We start from the raw sequence: 16,803 nt of genomic DNA on the forward strand, positions 1-16,803 counted from the left end.
GCCGGTGGTGCTTGTACCGGGCTACCAGCGACATCCCGAATCGTCGAGCGCGTCGTAGGCCAGCATCGGCAACGCCAGCAAGCCCATGTTGGCGTGCGCCTCGCGGCAATCGGCCTTCGCCGCCTTTGCTGTTTGTCTTTCAAATTCGCTCTGTGTCGGTGCTGGTGGCAGACTGGCCGAGCCGGCGCCCATCGCAGCAGTGGCGCGCTCGGCGTTGCTGCCGTAGCGGTACGAGCGCGCCGTGCCGATCTCGCCCCGTGCGCTTTGCCAATTCACCGTGGGCGCGACGGCGGCAGAGGTCGCAGAATGCGGCGGCTCGTCGAAGTGATCTGTTGCGGAGGGTGGTAACCGCGCGGGTCTGGGCGGCGCCGTACGTACCGGCTGAGCGGGGCGCTGCAAGGGTCGTCGGTTTTCGGCTGCGCGAGCGTTCGTCGCTTTCGGCGCCATGATGGGGCGCAGTGGTGCAATCAGCGAGACGACAAGCGGCTGACGGCCCGGTTGGGTGTGGCGGATATCCGTCTCTTGCTTCGGCGTGTTCAGCAGCCACCATGCGAGCGCGTGCAGCGAGCTGACCAGGATCAGCGTGCCGCCGACAGTCAAGCGACGCTTCGGGCTGCCGCGTTGCTTCCATGGCGCGCCCCATCGAGGGGCACCAGCGTGCGAAATGCAGGGTGTGGCGGACACGGGATCTGACGGGATTCGCGGATCGGCTAATGACAGGGCTGTATCGGACGGATCGCAGGCTGAAAGCCGGGCGATTCGGCAATCTGTCGATCGTAGCTGTCTCGTGATTGACCGGGCAACGCGAACTTACTGAGATTGTCGGGCAGCGAGCAGGCGGCGAGCCATAAAAAGAAAGCCCCCGCGGCGCCAGGCCGTGCGGGGGCTTGCATGAATCGGGCGAGGCCGGCACTTGCATGCCGGCTTTCGACGCGAAGGGCGTTGCCGCCCCTGAATCGTCAGTTCCGGTTGCCGCCGAAAATGCCGAGCAACGACAACAAGTTGACGAAGACGTTGTACAGATCGAGATAAATCGAGAGCGTTGCCGAAATGTAGTTCGTTTCGCCGCCGTTTACCACGCGCTGAACGTCGAACAGCATGTAGGCGGAAAAGATCACGATCGCGAGCACCGACACGGTCAGCATCAAGGCCGGCAGATGCAGGAACATGTTCGCGACGGCTGCGAGCATGATGACGATCACGCCCATGAAGAGCCATTGGCCGAGGCCCGAAAAATCGCGCTTGCTGACCGTGGCGATCGTGGCCATGGCCGCGAAGATGACGGCCGTGCCCCCGAACGCGAGCATGATCAGCGATGGCCCGTTCGAAAAGTGCAGGATGATCGTCAGGATGCGCGAGAGCATCAGGCCCATGAAGAACGTGAAGCCCAGCAGCACCAGCACGCCCACCGAACTTTCCTTCGTGCGCTCGATCGCGAACATGAAGCCGAACGCGATCGCGAGGAACGCGAACATGCTCATCACGGGGCTCGTCGCGGCGAACAGCGAGAAGCCGGTCGCGACACCGATCCATGCCCCGATCACCGTCGGCACCATCGACAGCGCCAGCAACCAATAGGTATTCCGTAGCACCCGGTTGCGGACGGCGGCCGAGCCGACGGCGCCGCCGCGGGCGACGTTGTACGGATAGTCGTTCATGCTTTCTCCTTGCGTAAAACGCATTCGAACCAGGTTTGCCGAATTGCCGGCGACGAGCCGAACATATAGCTTACCCGTTTCCTAAGATCGGTCCGGTGGGCGCGAGTTTCAAGCGCACAGACGCTTTTTACACCACCTTTCGTCAGTGTAAGGGTTTGGTCGCAATCATACACCGGAACATGCTACAATTGCAGATTCATTAGAATCTGTAACCCCTTAATTTTTTGGAGTTTTTATGGCGATCGAGCGTACCCTGTCGATTATCAAGCCCGATGCAGTGGCGAAAAACGTGATTGGCCAGATCTACAGCCGTTTCGAAAACGCGGGCCTGAAGATCGTCGCGTCGCGCATGGCTCAACTCTCGCGCGCCGACGCCGAGAAGTTCTATGCCGTGCATGCCGCACGCCCGTTCTTCAAGGACCTCGTCGACTTCATGATCTCGGGTCCGGTGATGGTGCAAGTGCTCGAAGGCGAAAACGCGATTCTGAAGAACCGTGACCTGATGGGCGCAACGGATCCGAAGAAGGCCGAGAAGGGCACGATCCGCGCCGATTTCGCCGACAGCATCGACGCCAACGCCGTGCACGGCTCGGACGCAGCGGAAACGGCGGCCGTGGAAATCGCCTTCTTCTTCCCGGAAATCAACGTCTACTCGCGCTGATCGCCGGGCGAGACGTCCGCGTAACGATGCTTGGCGCGCCCGGGTCGCCTGGCGTTGCGGCGCGTTTGACGCGCGGCGATATCAGGCGCTCCGTTTTGGAACAGCAGGATCCGACATGACGAGCAGTACTCCCGTCAATCTTCTCGACTTCGATGCCGCAGGTCTGGTCGCCTATTGCAACAGCCTGGGCGAGAAGCCGTTTCGCGCCAAGCAATTGCAGCGCTGGATTCACCAGTACAACGCCGCCGATTTCGACGGCATGACCGATCTCGCGAAATCGCTGCGCACGAAGCTCAAGGATCGCGCGGCGATCGTGATGCCGCCCGTGGTCAGCGATCACGTGTCGAGCGACGGCACCCGCAAGTGGCTCGTCGATGTCGGCAACGGCAACGCGGTCGAGACGGTGTTCATCCCCGAAGAGACGCGCGGCACGCTGTGCGTGTCGTCGCAGGCCGGCTGCGCCGTCAATTGCCGGTTTTGCTCGACGGGGAAACAGGGTTTTTCGCGCAATCTGACCACGGCCGAAATCATCGGTCAGTTGCGCATGGCCGAATTCGCGCTGCGCGCTGCGCTGGGCCGTCCGCATGCGCCGGATAGCAAGGGCGAGCGCGTCATTACGAACGTCGTCATGATGGGCATGGGCGAGCCGTTGCTCAATTACGATGCGCTCGTGCCGGCGCTGCGCTTGATGCTGGACGATAACGCCTACGGGTTATCGCGCCGTCGCGTGACGGTGTCGACCTCGGGCGTGGTGCCGATGATGGACCGTCTCGGCGCCGATTTGCCGGTCGCGCTTGCCGTATCGTTGCACGCGCCGAACGACGCATTGCGTGACATGCTCGTGCCGTTGAACAAGAAGTATCCTTTGCGCGAATTGATGGCCGCGTGCGGGCGCTATCTCGAAGTGGCCCCGCGCGATTTCATTACGTTCGAGTACTGCATGCTCGACGGCGTGAACGACAGCGACGCGCACGCACGCGAGTTGCTGGCCCTGACGGCTGACGTGCCGTGCAAGTTCAACCTGATTCCGTTCAACCCGTTCCCGGAGTCCGGGCTGGTTCGCTCCAAGTCCGAGCGGATCAAGCGATTTGCACAGATCCTGATCGATGCGGGCATCGTTACCACCGTGCGCAAGACGCGCGGCGACGACATCGACGCCGCCTGCGGCCAATTGGCGGGCGCCGTAAAGGATCGGACGCGTGTGGCGGAACGGATGGGACGAAACACGGAAGGCCGGACGAACAAGATCATCGAAGTGCGGCCCGTGCGCTGAGGCCTGCGCGGTCCGTGCGGTAAGGAGGGCATGTCGCCTTGAGCGGCATGCGGCAGGAAGGGGGTGCGCCCGCCGGGCGTTGACCAGATGGATGCTTCGCGCAGCGAGGCCATCGAGTCGGCTCGGCGAGGCGCGAAGTGGAAAAAGAGAATCGACGCGAGGATCAGGGATGAGCGAATCGCAGCATCCGCAATCAGAAGGCACACAGACGAGCGCAAGGCGTTCAGGCGCCGAGGTAGGCACCGCGCCCCAGACTGCGCCGGGCGCCGCTTACACGCCGCTCGATTCGCTTGCCGCGGTCGGAGCTCGACTTGCTCAATTGCGGGAAGCGAAGGGCTGGTCCGTCGACGACGTGTCCGCGCGATTGAAAGTGTCGCCGAACAAGATGCGTTCGCTCGAAGCCGGCGACATCAGTCAACTGCCCGGTACGACGTTCGCGATCGGTGTGATCCGCAGTTACGCCAAGATGCTGGGCACCGATCCGGAGCCGCTGGCGCAGGCGCTGCGGCGCGTCAAAGGCGAGGCTGAGCCGGATTTGTCGATGCCCGCTTCGATGGGGGCCGATCTGCCGCGTGGGCGCGTCTCGGTATCGCTCGGTGGTGCGCCGAAACATCGGTCCTGGTGGTGGGGGGTGGCAGCAGGCGTAATCGTTCTCATCGCGCTGGCGATGTGGCGTCAAGGCGGCGACTCGTCGGCGTGGCTGGCACGGCTGAAGGCCAGCGCGGGCGGGATGGCGGCCAATCCCGCCGGCCCTGCCTCGGGAGCGGTTGCGCCCGGTACGGCCGTGACAGCCGTGACGGCAGCGGGCCCGGTCGGCGAACAGCCGGCGGCCGCTTCGGGCGTCGCTGCTGCCGCGCAGGACACGAGCGGCGCAGTGATCACGCATTTGGAAACGCCTCATACCGCGTCGCAGCCGGCGATCGTTGAAGCAGCGCCGCCGGTGACGACAGCGTCGGCGCCGTCGTCCGGCGCCTCGGTTGAGCCGCAAGCGGGTGCGCAGAGCGCCGCGACAGCTTCGGCACCGGCCGCCCAGCCCGCGGCAGCCTCGCAGGCGACGGCAGGGGTGCCCGCTTCGGGGGCGTCGACGATCGCGGTCAAGGTCACGCAAGATAGCTGGTTCAGCGTGCGCGACAAGAGCGGCAAGGAAGTGTTTTCCGGGCTTGTTCATGCCGGCGACACGAAGGAAGTCACCGGTACGCCGCCGTTCAAGGTCACCGCGGGCAACCGCGCGGGGCTCGAATCGATGACGCTCGATGGGCAAGCCGTCGACGCAGCCAGGTTCGGTCCCAACAAGGGCAACGTTGCACGTTTCACGTTGCCGTAACGTTTCGACGCCACGGCGGCGCGCCGCGGCTTTCCCAATCGGGCGCGCAGCCGCTGGCCGGTGCTGCGCGCGCAGCGTAACCAGGACTCAAGGGTCTTTCGATGCCTACCGACAGCACTAGTCAGATTTGTTCTTCCGTGCCGGTTTTCGGCGGTCCCGCGAAGCGTCGCGCCTCGCACGCGGTCGACGTTCGCTGGGGCGGCCAGCTTGTGACGATCGGCGGCGATGCCCCCGTGCGCATCCAATCGATGACGAACACGGATACGGCCGACGCCATCGGCACGGCGATTCAGGTGAAAGAGCTCGCGCAGGCCGGCTCGGAGCTCGTTCGCATCACCGTCAATACGCCCGAAGCGGCGCAAGCCGTTCCCGCCATTCGAGAGCAGCTCGATCGCATGGGCGTCACGGTGCCGCTCGTCGGCGATTTTCACTACAACGGCCATTTGTTGTTGCGCGATCACCCGGCCTGTGCCGAAGCACTCTCGAAGTATCGAATCAATCCCGGCAATGTCGGCCAGGGCGCGAAGCGCGATACGCAATTCGCGCAAATGATCGAAGCCGCGATCCGCTTCGACAAACCGGTGCGCATCGGCGTGAACTGGGGCAGCCTCGATCAGGATCTGCTCGCGCGGATGATGGATGAAAACGCGGCTCGCAGCGAGCCGTGGGAAGCGCAAAGCGTGATGTACGAGGCGCTGATTCAATCGGCGATCGGCTCGGCCGAGCGCGCCGTCGAACTGGGTTTGTCGCGCAGCAGGATCATCCTGTCGTGCAAGGTCAGCGGCGTGCAGGATCTGATCGCGGTCTACCGCGAGCTCGCGCGTCGCTGCGAGTTCGCGCTGCACCTGGGATTGACCGAAGCCGGCATGGGCTCGAAGGGCATCGTCGCGTCCACGGCCGCGCTCGGCGTGTTGCTGCAAGAAGGGATCGGCGACACCATCCGCATTTCGCTCACGCCTGAGCCCGGCGCGTCGCGCACGGGCGAGGTCATCGTCGGCCAGGAAATCCTGCAGACGATGGGGCTGCGCTCGTTCACGCCGATGGTTATCGCCTGTCCCGGCTGCGGCCGCACGACAAGCACATTGTTCCAGGAGCTGGCGTCGCAAATTCAGTCGTACCTGCGTGCGCAGATGCCTGTGTGGCGCGACGAATATCCTGGCGTCGAAAAGATGCACGTTGCGGTGATGGGCTGCATCGTCAACGGGCCTGGCGAGTCGAAGCAGGCCAATATCGGCATCAGCTTGCCGGGCTCCGGGGAAAATCCGGCGGCGCCGGTGTTCATCGACGGCGAAAAGGTGAAAACGCTGCGCGGTGAGCGCATTGCCGAGGAATTCCAGCAAATCGTGAGCGATTACGTCGAGCGCCGCTATGGCCGCACGAGCGTCGCAAACTAAAAGTCGACCGAACAACGATGACAGAACAGAAGAGAAAGCTCGAGAAGCTCGCAGGCGTCAAAGGCATGAACGACATCCTCCCGCAGGATGCCGCGCTGTGGGATTTCTTCGAATCGACGGTCAAGTCGATGCTGCGTGCGTACGGCTATCAGAACATCCGCACGCCTATCGTCGAGCACACGCAGCTGTTCACGCGCGGCATCGGCGAAGTGACCGATATCGTCGAAAAGGAGATGTACAGTTTCGTCGACTCGCTGAACGGCGAGCATCTGACGCTGCGCCCTGAAAATACCGCGGCCGTTGTGCGCTCGGCCATCGAGCACAACCTGCTGTACGACGGGCCGAAGCGGCTTTGGTACATCGGACCGATGTTCCGTCACGAGCGCCCGCAGCGCGGACGCTATCGTCAGTTTCACCAGGTCGGCGTCGAGGCGCTCGGCTTTGCGGGACCCGACACCGACGCCGAAATCATTCTGATGTGCCAGCGTCTGTGGGACGACCTTGGCCTGACCGGCATCCGTCTCGAAATCAATTCGCTTGGCTTGGCGGAAGAGCGCGCGGCGCATCGCGTCGAATTGATCGCTTATCTTGAAAAGCATGTCGATTTGCTCGACGAGGACGCCAAGCGTCGGCTCTATACGAATCCGCTGCGCGTGCTCGACACGAAGAATCCCGCGCTGCAGGAGATCGCGCAAAATGCGCCGAAGCTCATCGACTTTCTCGGCGACGTCTCGCGTGCTCACTTCGACGGGCTGCAGCGCTTGCTGAAGGCCAACAATATTCCCTTCACGATCAATCCGCGTCTCGTGCGCGGTCTCGATTACTACAACCTGACCGTGTTCGAGTGGGTGACCGATAAGCTCGGGGCGCAAGGCACGGTCGCCGCCGGTGGCCGCTACGATCCGCTCATCGAGCAGTTGGGCGGCAAAGCCACGGCCGCGTGCGGCTGGGCGATGGGCGTCGAGCGTATCCTCGAATTGCTGAAGGAAGAATCGCTCGTGCCGCAGGAAGAGGGATGCGACGTCTACGTCGTCCATCAGGGCGAGCGCGCGTGTGAGCAGGCGTTCGTCATTGCCGAGCGTCTTCGCGATACGGGGCTCGACGTCATCCTGCATTGCAGCGTCGACGGCGCACCGGCGAGCTTCAAGTCGCAGATGAAGCGCGCCGACGCGAGCGGTGCGGCGTTCGCGGTCATTCTCGGAGAAGACGAAGTTGCCAACGGCACGGTCGGCGTCAAGCCGCTGCGCGATGCGGCGGCGGCGGGCGAAAAGAGCGAACAGCGAACGGTGCCGGTTGAAAACTTGACCGAATTTCTAATCAATGCGATGGTTGCAACCGCCGAAGACGGCGACGACTGACGCAACCGTCGCCGCGTAAGACTAACGACGGCGCGAGACAAGAAGGAATCGCTTGGCGATGAGTTATCACGACGAACAAGAATCGATAGAAAGCTTCAAGGCTTGGTGGGCGCAATGGGGCGATAAGACCACCTGGATCGTCCTCGTGGCGCTTGTCGCCGCAGCGGCATGGAACGGTTGGAATTTCTGGCAGCGCCGTCAGGCCGCGCAGGCCGCGGTGCTCTATGAACAAGTCCAGCAGGCTGTCGCGTCGAAAGACAAGGCGGCTGTCGTACGCGACGCCGGCGACATGGAGTCGCGCTACGGCGGCACAGCCTACGGCCAGATGACTGCGCTTGCCGCGGCGAAGGCGCTTTACGAAGCCGGTGATGTGGCCGGCGCCAAGGCGCAATTGCAGTGGGCCGTGGATCACGCCCGGGACGACGAGTACAAAGAAGTCGCGAAGCTGCGGCTTGCCGCCGTGCTGCTTGACGAAAAGTCCTACGACGCTGGCCTCGCATTGCTCGACGGCACGCCACCCGAAGGCTTCCAAGGCGCGGTAGCCGATCGCCGTGGCGATTTGCTGGCGGCTGCGGGGAAACGGGCTGAGGCGCGTAGCGCCTACCAGCTCGCGCTGTCGTCGCTCGGCAAGAGCGATCCGTCCGCACGCCAGCTCGTCCAATTCAAGCTCGACGCGCTTGGCGGCTGAGCGGCGCTTGCCGGCGCTGCAGCTGACCGCCTTTACCTGAACAACCTTTGACGAAGCTTCGCTCACCGATGAATTTGCTGAAACGTATCGCCGTGCCCGTCGCTTGCGCGATGACCGTCCTCGCGATGGCCGCTTGCTCGTCCACCAAGGACGAACGCCGCAATCCGGTGCCGCTTACCGAGTTCAAGCCTGTCTTCAATGTCGAGCGGGCCTGGAAGGCGAGCGTCGGCAAGGCCGGCCGTTACTTCTTCTCGCCCGTCGTCGTCGGCGATGCCGTGTATGCGGCTGGCGGCAACGGCACCGTGGCGAAGATCGACGGCAAGACCGGGCAGGACATCTGGCGCGCCAAGCTGCACACCGACCTGACGGCGGGTGTCGGTAGCGACGGCACATACACCGCGGTCGGCGCTGAGAAAGGCGGTGTGCAGGTGATCGGCTCGGACGGCAAGCTGCTCTGGAAGACGTCGGTACCGGGCGAAATCGTATCCCCGCCGCTCGTCGGCAACGGCTACGTGATCGTCCGTACGATCGACGGTCAGATCAATGCCTTCAACGCGGCCACCGGCGAATTGCGCTGGCAGTATCACAACCGGGCCGTCCCGCTCAACCTGCGCGTGTCCGCAGGCATGGCGTTCGCGGGTCAGGCGGCGGTGCTGGCAGGGTTCCCGGGGGGCTCGCTCGCGGCGATCAACCTGAAGACCGGCGACGACTATTGGCAAGCGCCGGTGTCGTTTCCAAAGGGCGTGACCGAAGTGGAGCGGATCAACGACGTAACGGGCGCACCGACGCTCGTCGGCGCCCAGGCGTGCGCCGTGACCTTCCAGGGGCGCCTGAGCTGCTTCGATGCCAACAACGGCCAGCCCGTCTGGGAGAAGCCGTTTTCAGGCGTCAGCGGTCTTGCGGAAGACAACAAAGTGGTGGTTGCGCCCGACGATTGGTCCGTGCTGGAAGCGTTCGATGTGACGTCGGGCAATCTGCTCTGGAAGAACGACAAGCTCAAGAATCGCGATTTGAGCGGGCCGTATCTGCTGGGGCCCAATGTGGTGGTCGGCGATTACAAGGGCTTTGTCCATTTCCTGTCGCGTGACGACGGTTCGTTCCTCGCGCGAGCCAAAACGGATGGCAGTGCGATCACGGCTGCGCCGGTGGCAGTGGACAATACGCTGATCGTGCAAACACACGACGGCGACCTGTACGGGTTCGTATCGCGCTAGGCGCGGCGATTCCTAGCGTGGAGACTGCGGGCCGGCTCAGCCGGCCGCAGCCGTTTGAGTGCTGGCGCGGGATCTGCGGCCGGCGAACGGGTGCGCGGAACGCCGGGCTCCGATGTATCTTGATTATTTTTCAGCGGCATCGCGCGGGCATCGGCTCGCGCAGCCGGCGGGCGGCGCCGATCGCCGGCGCGCTATGCCAGCTTGCGCCGCACGCGGCGCATTGAAACGCCGATGTTCTCGTAGCTCGTCATTCGATGGGCGGGCGCGGCGGCGCGAGCTTCCTTTAGGCAACATCAGATGAAACCCGTTATTGCCCTTGTCGGGCGCCCCAATGTGGGGAAATCCACTCTGTTCAACCGCTTGACGCGGTCGCGCGACGCGCTGGTCGCCGATTTGCCGGGCCTCACGCGCGACCGCCATTATGGCGAAGGGCGCGTGGGCGAACGCGCCTATCTCGTCGTAGATACGGGCGGATTCGAGCCCGTCGCGAAAGACGGCATCCTGCATGAAATGGCGCGGCAAACGCGGCAGGCTGTCGAAGAGTCCGATGTCGTGGTCTTCATCGTCGACGGGCGCAACGGCCTGGCGCCTCAGGACAAGGCGATCGCCGACTACCTGCGCAAGACCGGCCGCCCGATCGTGCTCGTCGTGAACAAGGCCGAGGGTATGAAGTACACGGCCGTGGCCTCCGATTTTTACGAGCTCGGTCTCGGCGACCCACGCGCCATCTCCGCGGCGCACGGCGACGGCGTCACGGAGATGATCAATGACGCGCTCGAAATCGCCTATGCCGGCCACCCGGAAGAGGATGAAGAAGAGAGCGCCGCGCGCGGCATCAAGATTGCGATCGTCGGCCGGCCGAATGTCGGCAAATCGACGCTCGTCAACACGCTGATCGGCGAGGACCGCGTGATCGCGTTCGACATGCCGGGGACGACGCGCGACTCGATCTATGTAGACTTCGAACGCCAGGGCAGGAAATATACGCTGATCGACACGGCCGGCCTGCGCCGCCGCGGCAAGGTCTTCGAGGCGATCGAGAAGTTCTCGGTGGTGAAGACGCTGCAGTCGATAGCCGACGCCAACGTCGTGATCTTGCTGCTCGATGCGCGTCAGGATATCTCGGAACAGGATGCCCACATCGCTGGATTCGTGGTGGAGCAAGGGCGCGCGCTCGTCGTCGGCGTCAATAAATGGGATGGGCTCGATGCGCACGTGCGCGACCGCACGAAAGCGGACATGATGCGCAAGCTCAAATTCCTCGAATTCGCGAAGTTCCACTTCATCTCGGCCACCGAGAAAACCGGTATCGGCCCGCTGATGCGCTCAGTTGACGACGCTTATGCCGCCGCCATGGCGAAGCTGCCCACGCCCAAGCTCACGCGTGCGCTGATCGAGGCTGTCGAATTTCAGCAGCCGCGCCGCCGCGGCCCCGTGCGTCCGAAATTGCGGTACGCGCACCAGGGCGGGCAAAACCCGCCGATCATCGTCATCCACGGCAACGCGCTCGATGCGGTGACCGAAACTTACAAGCGATATCTCGAAAATCGCTTCCGAGAAACTTTCTCGTTGACCGGAACTCCATTGCGCATAGAGTTCCGTTCGTCGGCGAACCCGTACGCCGACAAGGGCTGATCCGGGTGTCCGGCAGGGGGCTGCCGGATGGCCGGGCGGCCCGTGTGACAACGAAAATCGGCTATAGTGTAGCGATTGGTGGCGGATTTCTTTTTCTTCGTCCCAATCTGGATCCAACCTGCAAAAAAACGACGGAGTTTGCTATGAGCAACAAAGGGCAACTGTTACAAGACCCGTTTCTGAACGCACTGCGCAAAGAGCACGTGCCGGTTTCCATCTATTTGGTCAACGGCATCAAGCTGCAAGGGAACATAGAATCGTTCGACCAGTACGTCGTGTTGCTCCGGAACACCGTGACCCAGATGGTTTACAAGCACGCCATTTCGACGGTAGTGCCGGCCCGTCCGGTCAATTTCCATCCCGATTCGGAAACGGCCTGAATTCACCCTGGCGGCCGGCACGGCGCCGACGCATCGGCGCCGTGCCGGCCGCTTCTCTTTTAGACACTCATCAATTTGATCAACGCAGCGCTCGTCGGCATCGATTTCGGCAAGATCGACTTCGAAGCCAGTCTCGAAGAACTCAGTCTGCTCGCGCAAAGTGCGGGCGCACATCCCGCCGTGACATTGACCGGGCGCCGTACGAGCCCGGACGCCGCTTTGTTTGTCGGTAGCGGGAAGGCCGAGGAGTTGCGTCTCGCGTGCGAGGCCAACGAGGTCGAAATCGTTATCTTCAACCATGCGTTGGCGCCGGCCCAACAGCGCAATCTGGAACGTGCGCTTAATCGGCGCGTCGTCGATCGCACCAGTCTGATTCTCGACATCTTCGCGCAGCGTGCGCGCAGCCATGAAGGCAAGCTGCAGGTCGAACTGGCGCAGTTGCAGTATATGGCCACGCGGCTCGTCCGCGCGTGGACCCACCTGGAGCGCCAAAAGGGCGGTATCGGCCTGCGCGGCCCCGGCGAAACGCAGCTCGAAACCGACCGCCGCCTGATCGGCGAGCGCATCAAGATGCTCAAGGTCCGGCTCGAGAAGTTGCGCCGTCAGCACGGCACGCAGCGGCGTCAGCGTGCGCGCAACCGCGCAATGTCGGTGTCGCTGGTCGGCTATACGAACGCGGGCAAATCGACGTTGTTCAATGCGCTGACGAAAGCGCAAGCGTATGCGGCCGATCAATTGTTCGCGACGCTCGACACGACTTCGCGGCGGCTTTATCTCGGTGATGAGGCCGGGCAGGTGATCATCTCCGATACGGTCGGCTTTATTCGCGAATTGCCACATCAACTTGTGGCCGCGTTTCGCGCAACGCTCGAAGAAACGATTCATGCCGATTTGCTGTTGCACGTGGTCGATGCCTCCAGCGCCGTGCGGCTGGATCAGATCGACCAGGTCAATGAAGTGTTGAACGAGATCGGCGCGCATGCGGTGCGGCAGATTCTCGTTTTCAACAAGATCGACGCCGTGCCGGAATTGGCGGCTCGCGGCGAAGCGGTCGAGCGGGACGAATATGGTAATATTTCGCGCGTCTTTTTGAGCGCGCGCACCGGGCAGGGTCTGGATACGCTGCGCGCAGCCATCGCCGAAATCGCCACCTCAGAACATCTCCCAGATAGCGGGCGAGCGCAGCCGGAAGAAGCGCTGCCAGGTCATGAGCGCGAAGACTCCGACGCGTCGGATGCGCGGACATGGCGCTCTGATTTGCATTGACCGGCCCTCCCAACTCGAGCGAACGAACAGGTGAACGAATACAACGAGCGGAGTTTCTGGCTGCGTGCGCGCGCCATTCTTTCGATCAACGATCCCCGTTGGGGGCGCAGCGACGGTAACGGTAGCCGGCAACGGCCGAACGAGCCGAAGCGTGGCCCCGGCGGCAACGATGGCGACGGCGGCGGTCCGCCCGATCTCGACGAAATGTGGCGCGATTTCAATCGGCGCCTGTCGCGCTTTTTCGGCGGTAAAGGCCAGGGAAGCGGGCCGGGGGATCGGCGTCCGGACAACGGACGAGCGGCTCGAATCGGCGTCGGCATTGTCATCGGCGTGCTCGCGGCGATCTATATCGGCAGCGGCATCTTCGTCGTGCAGGAGGGCCAAACCGGTATCGTCCTGCAATTCGGCAAATACCGGGGAACGGTGGAGCCGGGTATCCATATCCGTCTGCCCTATCCGTTTGAAACCCACGAAATCGTCAATGTCGCGCAAATCCGTTCGGTCGAGATCGGCCGCGGCAATGCAATGAGCGATGCCGACATGAAGGATGCATCCGTGATCACGCAAGACGGTGGTATCGTCGATGTCCGCGTGGCCGTGCAATATCAGGTCAAATCGGCTACCGATTACCTGTTCCAAACGGTCGATCCCGATCTCAGCGTGACGCAGGCGGCGCAAGCGGCGGTGCGAGAGACCGTCGGCGCGCGCAGCACGGAGAGCTTGCTCGACGGCAACCGCGACGCGATTCGCGAGCCGCTCGCGCAAGCCATTCAGAGCGCGCTCGACCGGACTCGCACGGGGCTTGCCGTGACGAGCGTCACCGTGCAGTCCATCGAGCCGCCGGCGGCGGTGCAGGGCGCCTACGCGGACGCCGCGCGGGCCCGCCAGGAGCACGCGCGTGCCAAGAGTGCGGCGCAAGCCTATGCGGGGCAAATCTTGCCGGGTGCGAAAGAACAAGCGCAGCGTTCGATCGACGACGCGAAGGCGTACGCACAACGCGTCGAAGCGCAGGCGCAGGGAGACGCCGAGCGCTTCAAAGAGGTCTACGCTCAGTACGCGAAAGCGCCGGCCGTCATACGCGAGCGGATGTACCTGGAAACCATGCGCGAAATATATGCGAACACCACGAAGGTATTCGTCGGCGCCAAGGGTGGTAGCAACGTCGTGAACCTGTCGCTTGATAAGCTGCTCGAGGCCAATCGGCGCGCGGCGCCCGAAACGGCGGCATCGGCAGCCGCGGGTGCTCAAGGCGCGGCGGCGGGCGCGCAGGCGGCGTCGCCACAGGCGCCGGCCGCAGCAGCGCCGAGCGCGGCGAGCCAGGCGGCCGCGGCAAGCGATGCGATGCGTTCGCGAGACGCGTTGCGCAGTCGCTCCCGCGAAGACGAATTGCAGCAGCAATAGGAAGCGCTGAACATGAACCGAATTATTGCGCTTGTCATTGTGGTCGTGGCTGTGTTGTTCGCCGGGGCGTCGACGCTGCTCGTTGTCGATCAACGGCACGTCGCGGTCGTATATTCGCGCGGCGGTAGCAACCCCGTCGTGGTCGGCACCGGCCTGCACGTCAAGCTGCCGGCGCCGCTGCAATCGGCCATGATCGTGGACACGCGCGTGCGTACGCTTGCGCCGTCCGACGCCGATCATTGTGTCACCTCGGACAAGAGCGAGCTGCTCGTCACGCCCGCCCTCAAATATCGTGTGACGGACCCATTGAAGCTCTTCAATGAAACCGAGGGGGATCAGCAAAGCGCGAATGACCGGCTTGCCGCAGCGCTACGCTCTGCGTTAGGCGAGGCATTCGGCAAACGCTCGCTCGCGGATGCGCTTGCGCACCAAGGCGCGATTGCGCGGGAAGCCCAAGCAGCGATGGCCGGTACGGCTGGTACGCTCGGTGTCGAACTCGTGGATCTGCAGTTCCTGCGTGTCGATTTTCCGCATGCTGCTGCCGACGCCGTCTACAAGCGCATGACGGCGGCCGAAGAGAAGGCGGCCAGTGATGCGCGTGCGCAGACTTCGGCCGAAGTCGCCGAAATCAAAGCCGATGCCGAGCGACAGCGCGACGCCGTGCTGGCCGATGCCTACGCGGCAGCGCAGTCGATCAAAGGCGGGGGCGATGCGAAAGCAGCCGCCATTGCCGCGGACGCATTCGGGCGCGATCCGAACTTCTACCAGTTCTACCAGAGCTTGCAGGCCTATCGAAGCGTATTCAAAGCGGGGGATGTCATCGTCGTCGATCCCGACAGTGAATTCTTCCGCTTCATGCGTAGCCCCGACGGGAACGCCGCCTCAACCAACCCGGCCGCTTCGGCTTCACGCAAACACTGATTCACAGGCGCCGCCCGATCGACGGGCGGCGCCGTCATTTTCATGGACATGGCCGGTTCGTTACTGCTTGCGATCGCACTGATGCTCATTATCGAGGGCATGTTCCCGTTCGTATTCCCGACAGCATGGCGCGAGACCTTTCGTAGAATAGCGGAACGGCCGGCGCATCATATCCGGATCGGCGGTTTGCTCGTCATGGCGCTCGGCTTGCTGCTGCTGGTGGCGGCGACCTAGGGACGAAACGATCACGCGCCGCGCGCGAAGCGTCTTCGACCCGCGCCGCGCACCGCTTCATTCGCTTTGGGCCGCGCGTTGCTCGCCCCAATTAACGTTGTAGGACTCAACCGATGTCGACCTGGCTGCTTCCCGAAAATATTGCCGACGTGCTGCCGTCCGAAGCACGCAAGATTGAAGAACTTCGACGTGCGCTGCTCGATCGTTTTCGTACGTACGGCTACGAGATGGTGATGCCGCCGATGCTCGAGTATCTCGAGTCGCTGCTGACCGGTGGTGGGAGCGACCTGAACCTGCGCACGTTCAAGCTCGTCGATCAACTGTCGGGGCGTACGCTCGGGCTGCGAGCCGACACCACGCCGCAAGTGGCGCGCATCGACGCTCACCTGCTCAACCGCCAGGGCGTGACGCGGCTTTGCTATGCCGGCAGCGTGTTGCACACGAGGCCGCGCGGCTTGCATGCGACGCGCGAACAAATTCAGATTGGTGCAGAAATATACGGCCATGCAGGGCTCGAAGCCGATCTCGAAGTTCAGCAACTGATGCTGGACGTGCTGCGTCTGGCGGGCATTGAGAACGTCCGACTCGATCTTTGCCACGCCGGGGTCTTGCTCGCGCTGTTCGAGCGCGATCCGGTCGCAGCCGGGCGGGGCGAGACGCTTTACGAGGCGCTGGCCGGCAAAGATGTGCCGCGTATCGCCGAACTCACGCAGGATCTCGACCCGGTCGTGCGCGACGCGCTGCGGGCGCTGCCGTCGCTGTACGGCGATGTCTCGGTGCTCGACCTCGCGCGGCAACAGTTGCCGCAATGGCCGGCGATTACGCGCGCGCTTGACGATTTGACGTTCCTCGCGACGCATGTCGAGGGCGCGCAGGCAGCGATCGACCTTGCCGACCTGCGCGGCTATGCCTATCACAGCGGCGTTATGTTTTCCGCATACGTCGACGGCGTGCCGAACGCCCTCGCGCGGGGCGGGCGTTACGATCACGTCGGCCAAGCCTACGGGAGGGCGCGCCCGGCCACGGGTTTTTCGCTCGATCTGCGCGAGATCGCGACGGTTTCGCCAATCGAGGCGCGCAGCAGTGCCATCCTCGCGCCGTGGAAGCACGACGATTTGTTGCGCGAACGCGTCGCTGCGCTGCGCGATGCCGGAGAAGTCGTGATTCAGGCATTGCCAGGGCACGATCATGCGCTTGACGAATTCGCGTTTGATCGTGTGCTCGTGGAGCGAGACGGCGCTTGGCTCGTAGAGGCGCGCGAGTCGCATCCGGTCGCCTGATCGAGCGGTTCGAGTCGATCAAGGCATGCTGCCGAGATTGCTCGAAGATGGGCCATGCCGTTGAAGCGAAACGGAAAAATTCGGAAGCTTCCGCGAACATGGGTAGAATACGTTTT

16 protein-coding genes are annotated in these 16,803 nt (G+C 63.4%); 14 read left to right on the forward strand and 2 right to left on the reverse strand.

Translation table 11 applies throughout. The features are described 5' to 3' along the window. Window positions 1–21 precede the first annotated feature (21 nt). Together C0Z19_RS02645 and C0Z19_RS02650 are read right to left on the reverse strand one after the other, a co-directional pair. Window positions 22–600, reverse strand: coding sequence for a hypothetical protein (locus C0Z19_RS02645; protein ID WP_102608252.1), 579 nt, complete (start codon window positions 598–600; stop codon window positions 22–24). A gap of 359 nt (window positions 601–959) precedes the next feature. Beyond that, window positions 960–1,658: a Bax inhibitor-1/YccA family protein gene (locus C0Z19_RS02650; protein ID WP_102608253.1), complete on the reverse strand. Its 699-nt coding sequence runs from the start codon at window positions 1,656–1,658 to the stop codon at window positions 960–962. Between the two features lie 235 nt (window positions 1,659–1,893). Between C0Z19_RS02650 and ndk the strand changes: the two genes are divergently transcribed. From ndk to C0Z19_RS02725, 14 genes are all read left to right on the forward strand, one after another. Next, window positions 1,894–2,319: a nucleoside-diphosphate kinase gene (gene ndk, locus C0Z19_RS02655; RefSeq protein ID WP_102608254.1), complete on the forward strand. Its 426-nt coding sequence runs from the start codon at window positions 1,894–1,896 to the stop codon at window positions 2,317–2,319. Window positions 2,320–2,434: 115 nt separating this feature from the next. Continuing rightward, complete coding sequence (rlmN, locus tag C0Z19_RS02660; RefSeq protein ID WP_102608255.1) at window positions 2,435–3,592, forward strand: dual-specificity RNA methyltransferase RlmN; 1,158 nt, start codon at window positions 2,435–2,437, stop codon at window positions 3,590–3,592. A gap of 169 nt (window positions 3,593–3,761) precedes the next feature. Further along, a complete protein-coding gene (locus tag C0Z19_RS02665) occupies window positions 3,762–4,916 on the forward strand; it encodes a RodZ domain-containing protein (RefSeq protein ID WP_102608256.1) in 1,155 nt (384 codons plus the stop codon). A gap of 101 nt (window positions 4,917–5,017) precedes the next feature. Further along, on the forward strand, window positions 5,018–6,310 hold the full coding sequence (gene ispG, locus C0Z19_RS02670) for a flavodoxin-dependent (E)-4-hydroxy-3-methylbut-2-enyl-diphosphate synthase (RefSeq protein ID WP_102608257.1): 1,293 nt from the start codon (window positions 5,018–5,020) through the stop codon (window positions 6,308–6,310). Window positions 6,311–6,327: 17 nt separating this feature from the next. Continuing rightward, complete coding sequence (gene hisS, locus C0Z19_RS02675; protein WP_102608258.1) at window positions 6,328–7,668, forward strand: histidine--tRNA ligase; 1,341 nt, start codon at window positions 6,328–6,330, stop codon at window positions 7,666–7,668. 58 nt (window positions 7,669–7,726) lie between these two features. After that, window positions 7,727–8,356, forward strand: coding sequence for a tetratricopeptide repeat protein (locus tag C0Z19_RS02680; RefSeq protein ID WP_102608259.1), 630 nt, complete (start codon window positions 7,727–7,729; stop codon window positions 8,354–8,356). 68 nt (window positions 8,357–8,424) lie between these two features. Continuing rightward, window positions 8,425–9,570, forward strand: coding sequence for an outer membrane protein assembly factor BamB (bamB, locus tag C0Z19_RS02685; RefSeq protein WP_102608260.1), 1,146 nt, complete (start codon window positions 8,425–8,427; stop codon window positions 9,568–9,570). A gap of 297 nt (window positions 9,571–9,867) precedes the next feature. Beyond that, entirely contained in the window at window positions 9,868–11,205 is a 1,338-nt protein-coding gene (gene der / locus C0Z19_RS02695) for a ribosome biogenesis GTPase Der (protein WP_102608262.1), read from the forward strand. A 143-nt stretch (window positions 11,206–11,348) separates the two neighbouring features. Next, window positions 11,349–11,585, forward strand: coding sequence for an RNA chaperone Hfq (hfq, locus tag C0Z19_RS02700; protein ID WP_102608263.1), 237 nt, complete (start codon window positions 11,349–11,351; stop codon window positions 11,583–11,585). 75 nt (window positions 11,586–11,660) lie between these two features. Continuing rightward, window positions 11,661–12,851, forward strand: a complete 1,191-nt coding sequence (hflX, locus tag C0Z19_RS02705) for a GTPase HflX (RefSeq protein WP_102608264.1) — start codon at window positions 11,661–11,663, stop codon at window positions 12,849–12,851. A 30-nt stretch (window positions 12,852–12,881) separates the two neighbouring features. Continuing rightward, window positions 12,882–14,252, forward strand: coding sequence for an FtsH protease activity modulator HflK (hflK, locus tag C0Z19_RS02710; RefSeq protein ID WP_102608265.1), 1,371 nt, complete (start codon window positions 12,882–12,884; stop codon window positions 14,250–14,252). A 12-nt stretch (window positions 14,253–14,264) separates the two neighbouring features. After that, window positions 14,265–15,173: an SPFH domain-containing protein gene (locus tag C0Z19_RS02715; protein ID WP_102608266.1), complete on the forward strand. Its 909-nt coding sequence runs from the start codon at window positions 14,265–14,267 to the stop codon at window positions 15,171–15,173. 42 nt (window positions 15,174–15,215) lie between these two features. Beyond that, the gene (locus C0Z19_RS02720) at window positions 15,216–15,407 is read left to right on the forward strand and encodes a DUF2065 family protein (RefSeq protein WP_102608267.1); all 192 of its coding nucleotides are present in this window, start codon (window positions 15,216–15,218) and stop codon (window positions 15,405–15,407) included. 113 nt (window positions 15,408–15,520) lie between these two features. Beyond that, window positions 15,521–16,687, forward strand: a complete 1,167-nt coding sequence (locus C0Z19_RS02725) for an ATP phosphoribosyltransferase regulatory subunit (RefSeq protein WP_102608268.1) — start codon at window positions 15,521–15,523, stop codon at window positions 16,685–16,687. Window positions 16,688–16,803 lie beyond the last annotated feature (116 nt).

The organism is Trinickia soli, assembly GCF_002879855.1.
Lineage (GTDB): Bacteria > Pseudomonadota > Gammaproteobacteria > Burkholderiales > Burkholderiaceae > Trinickia > Trinickia soli.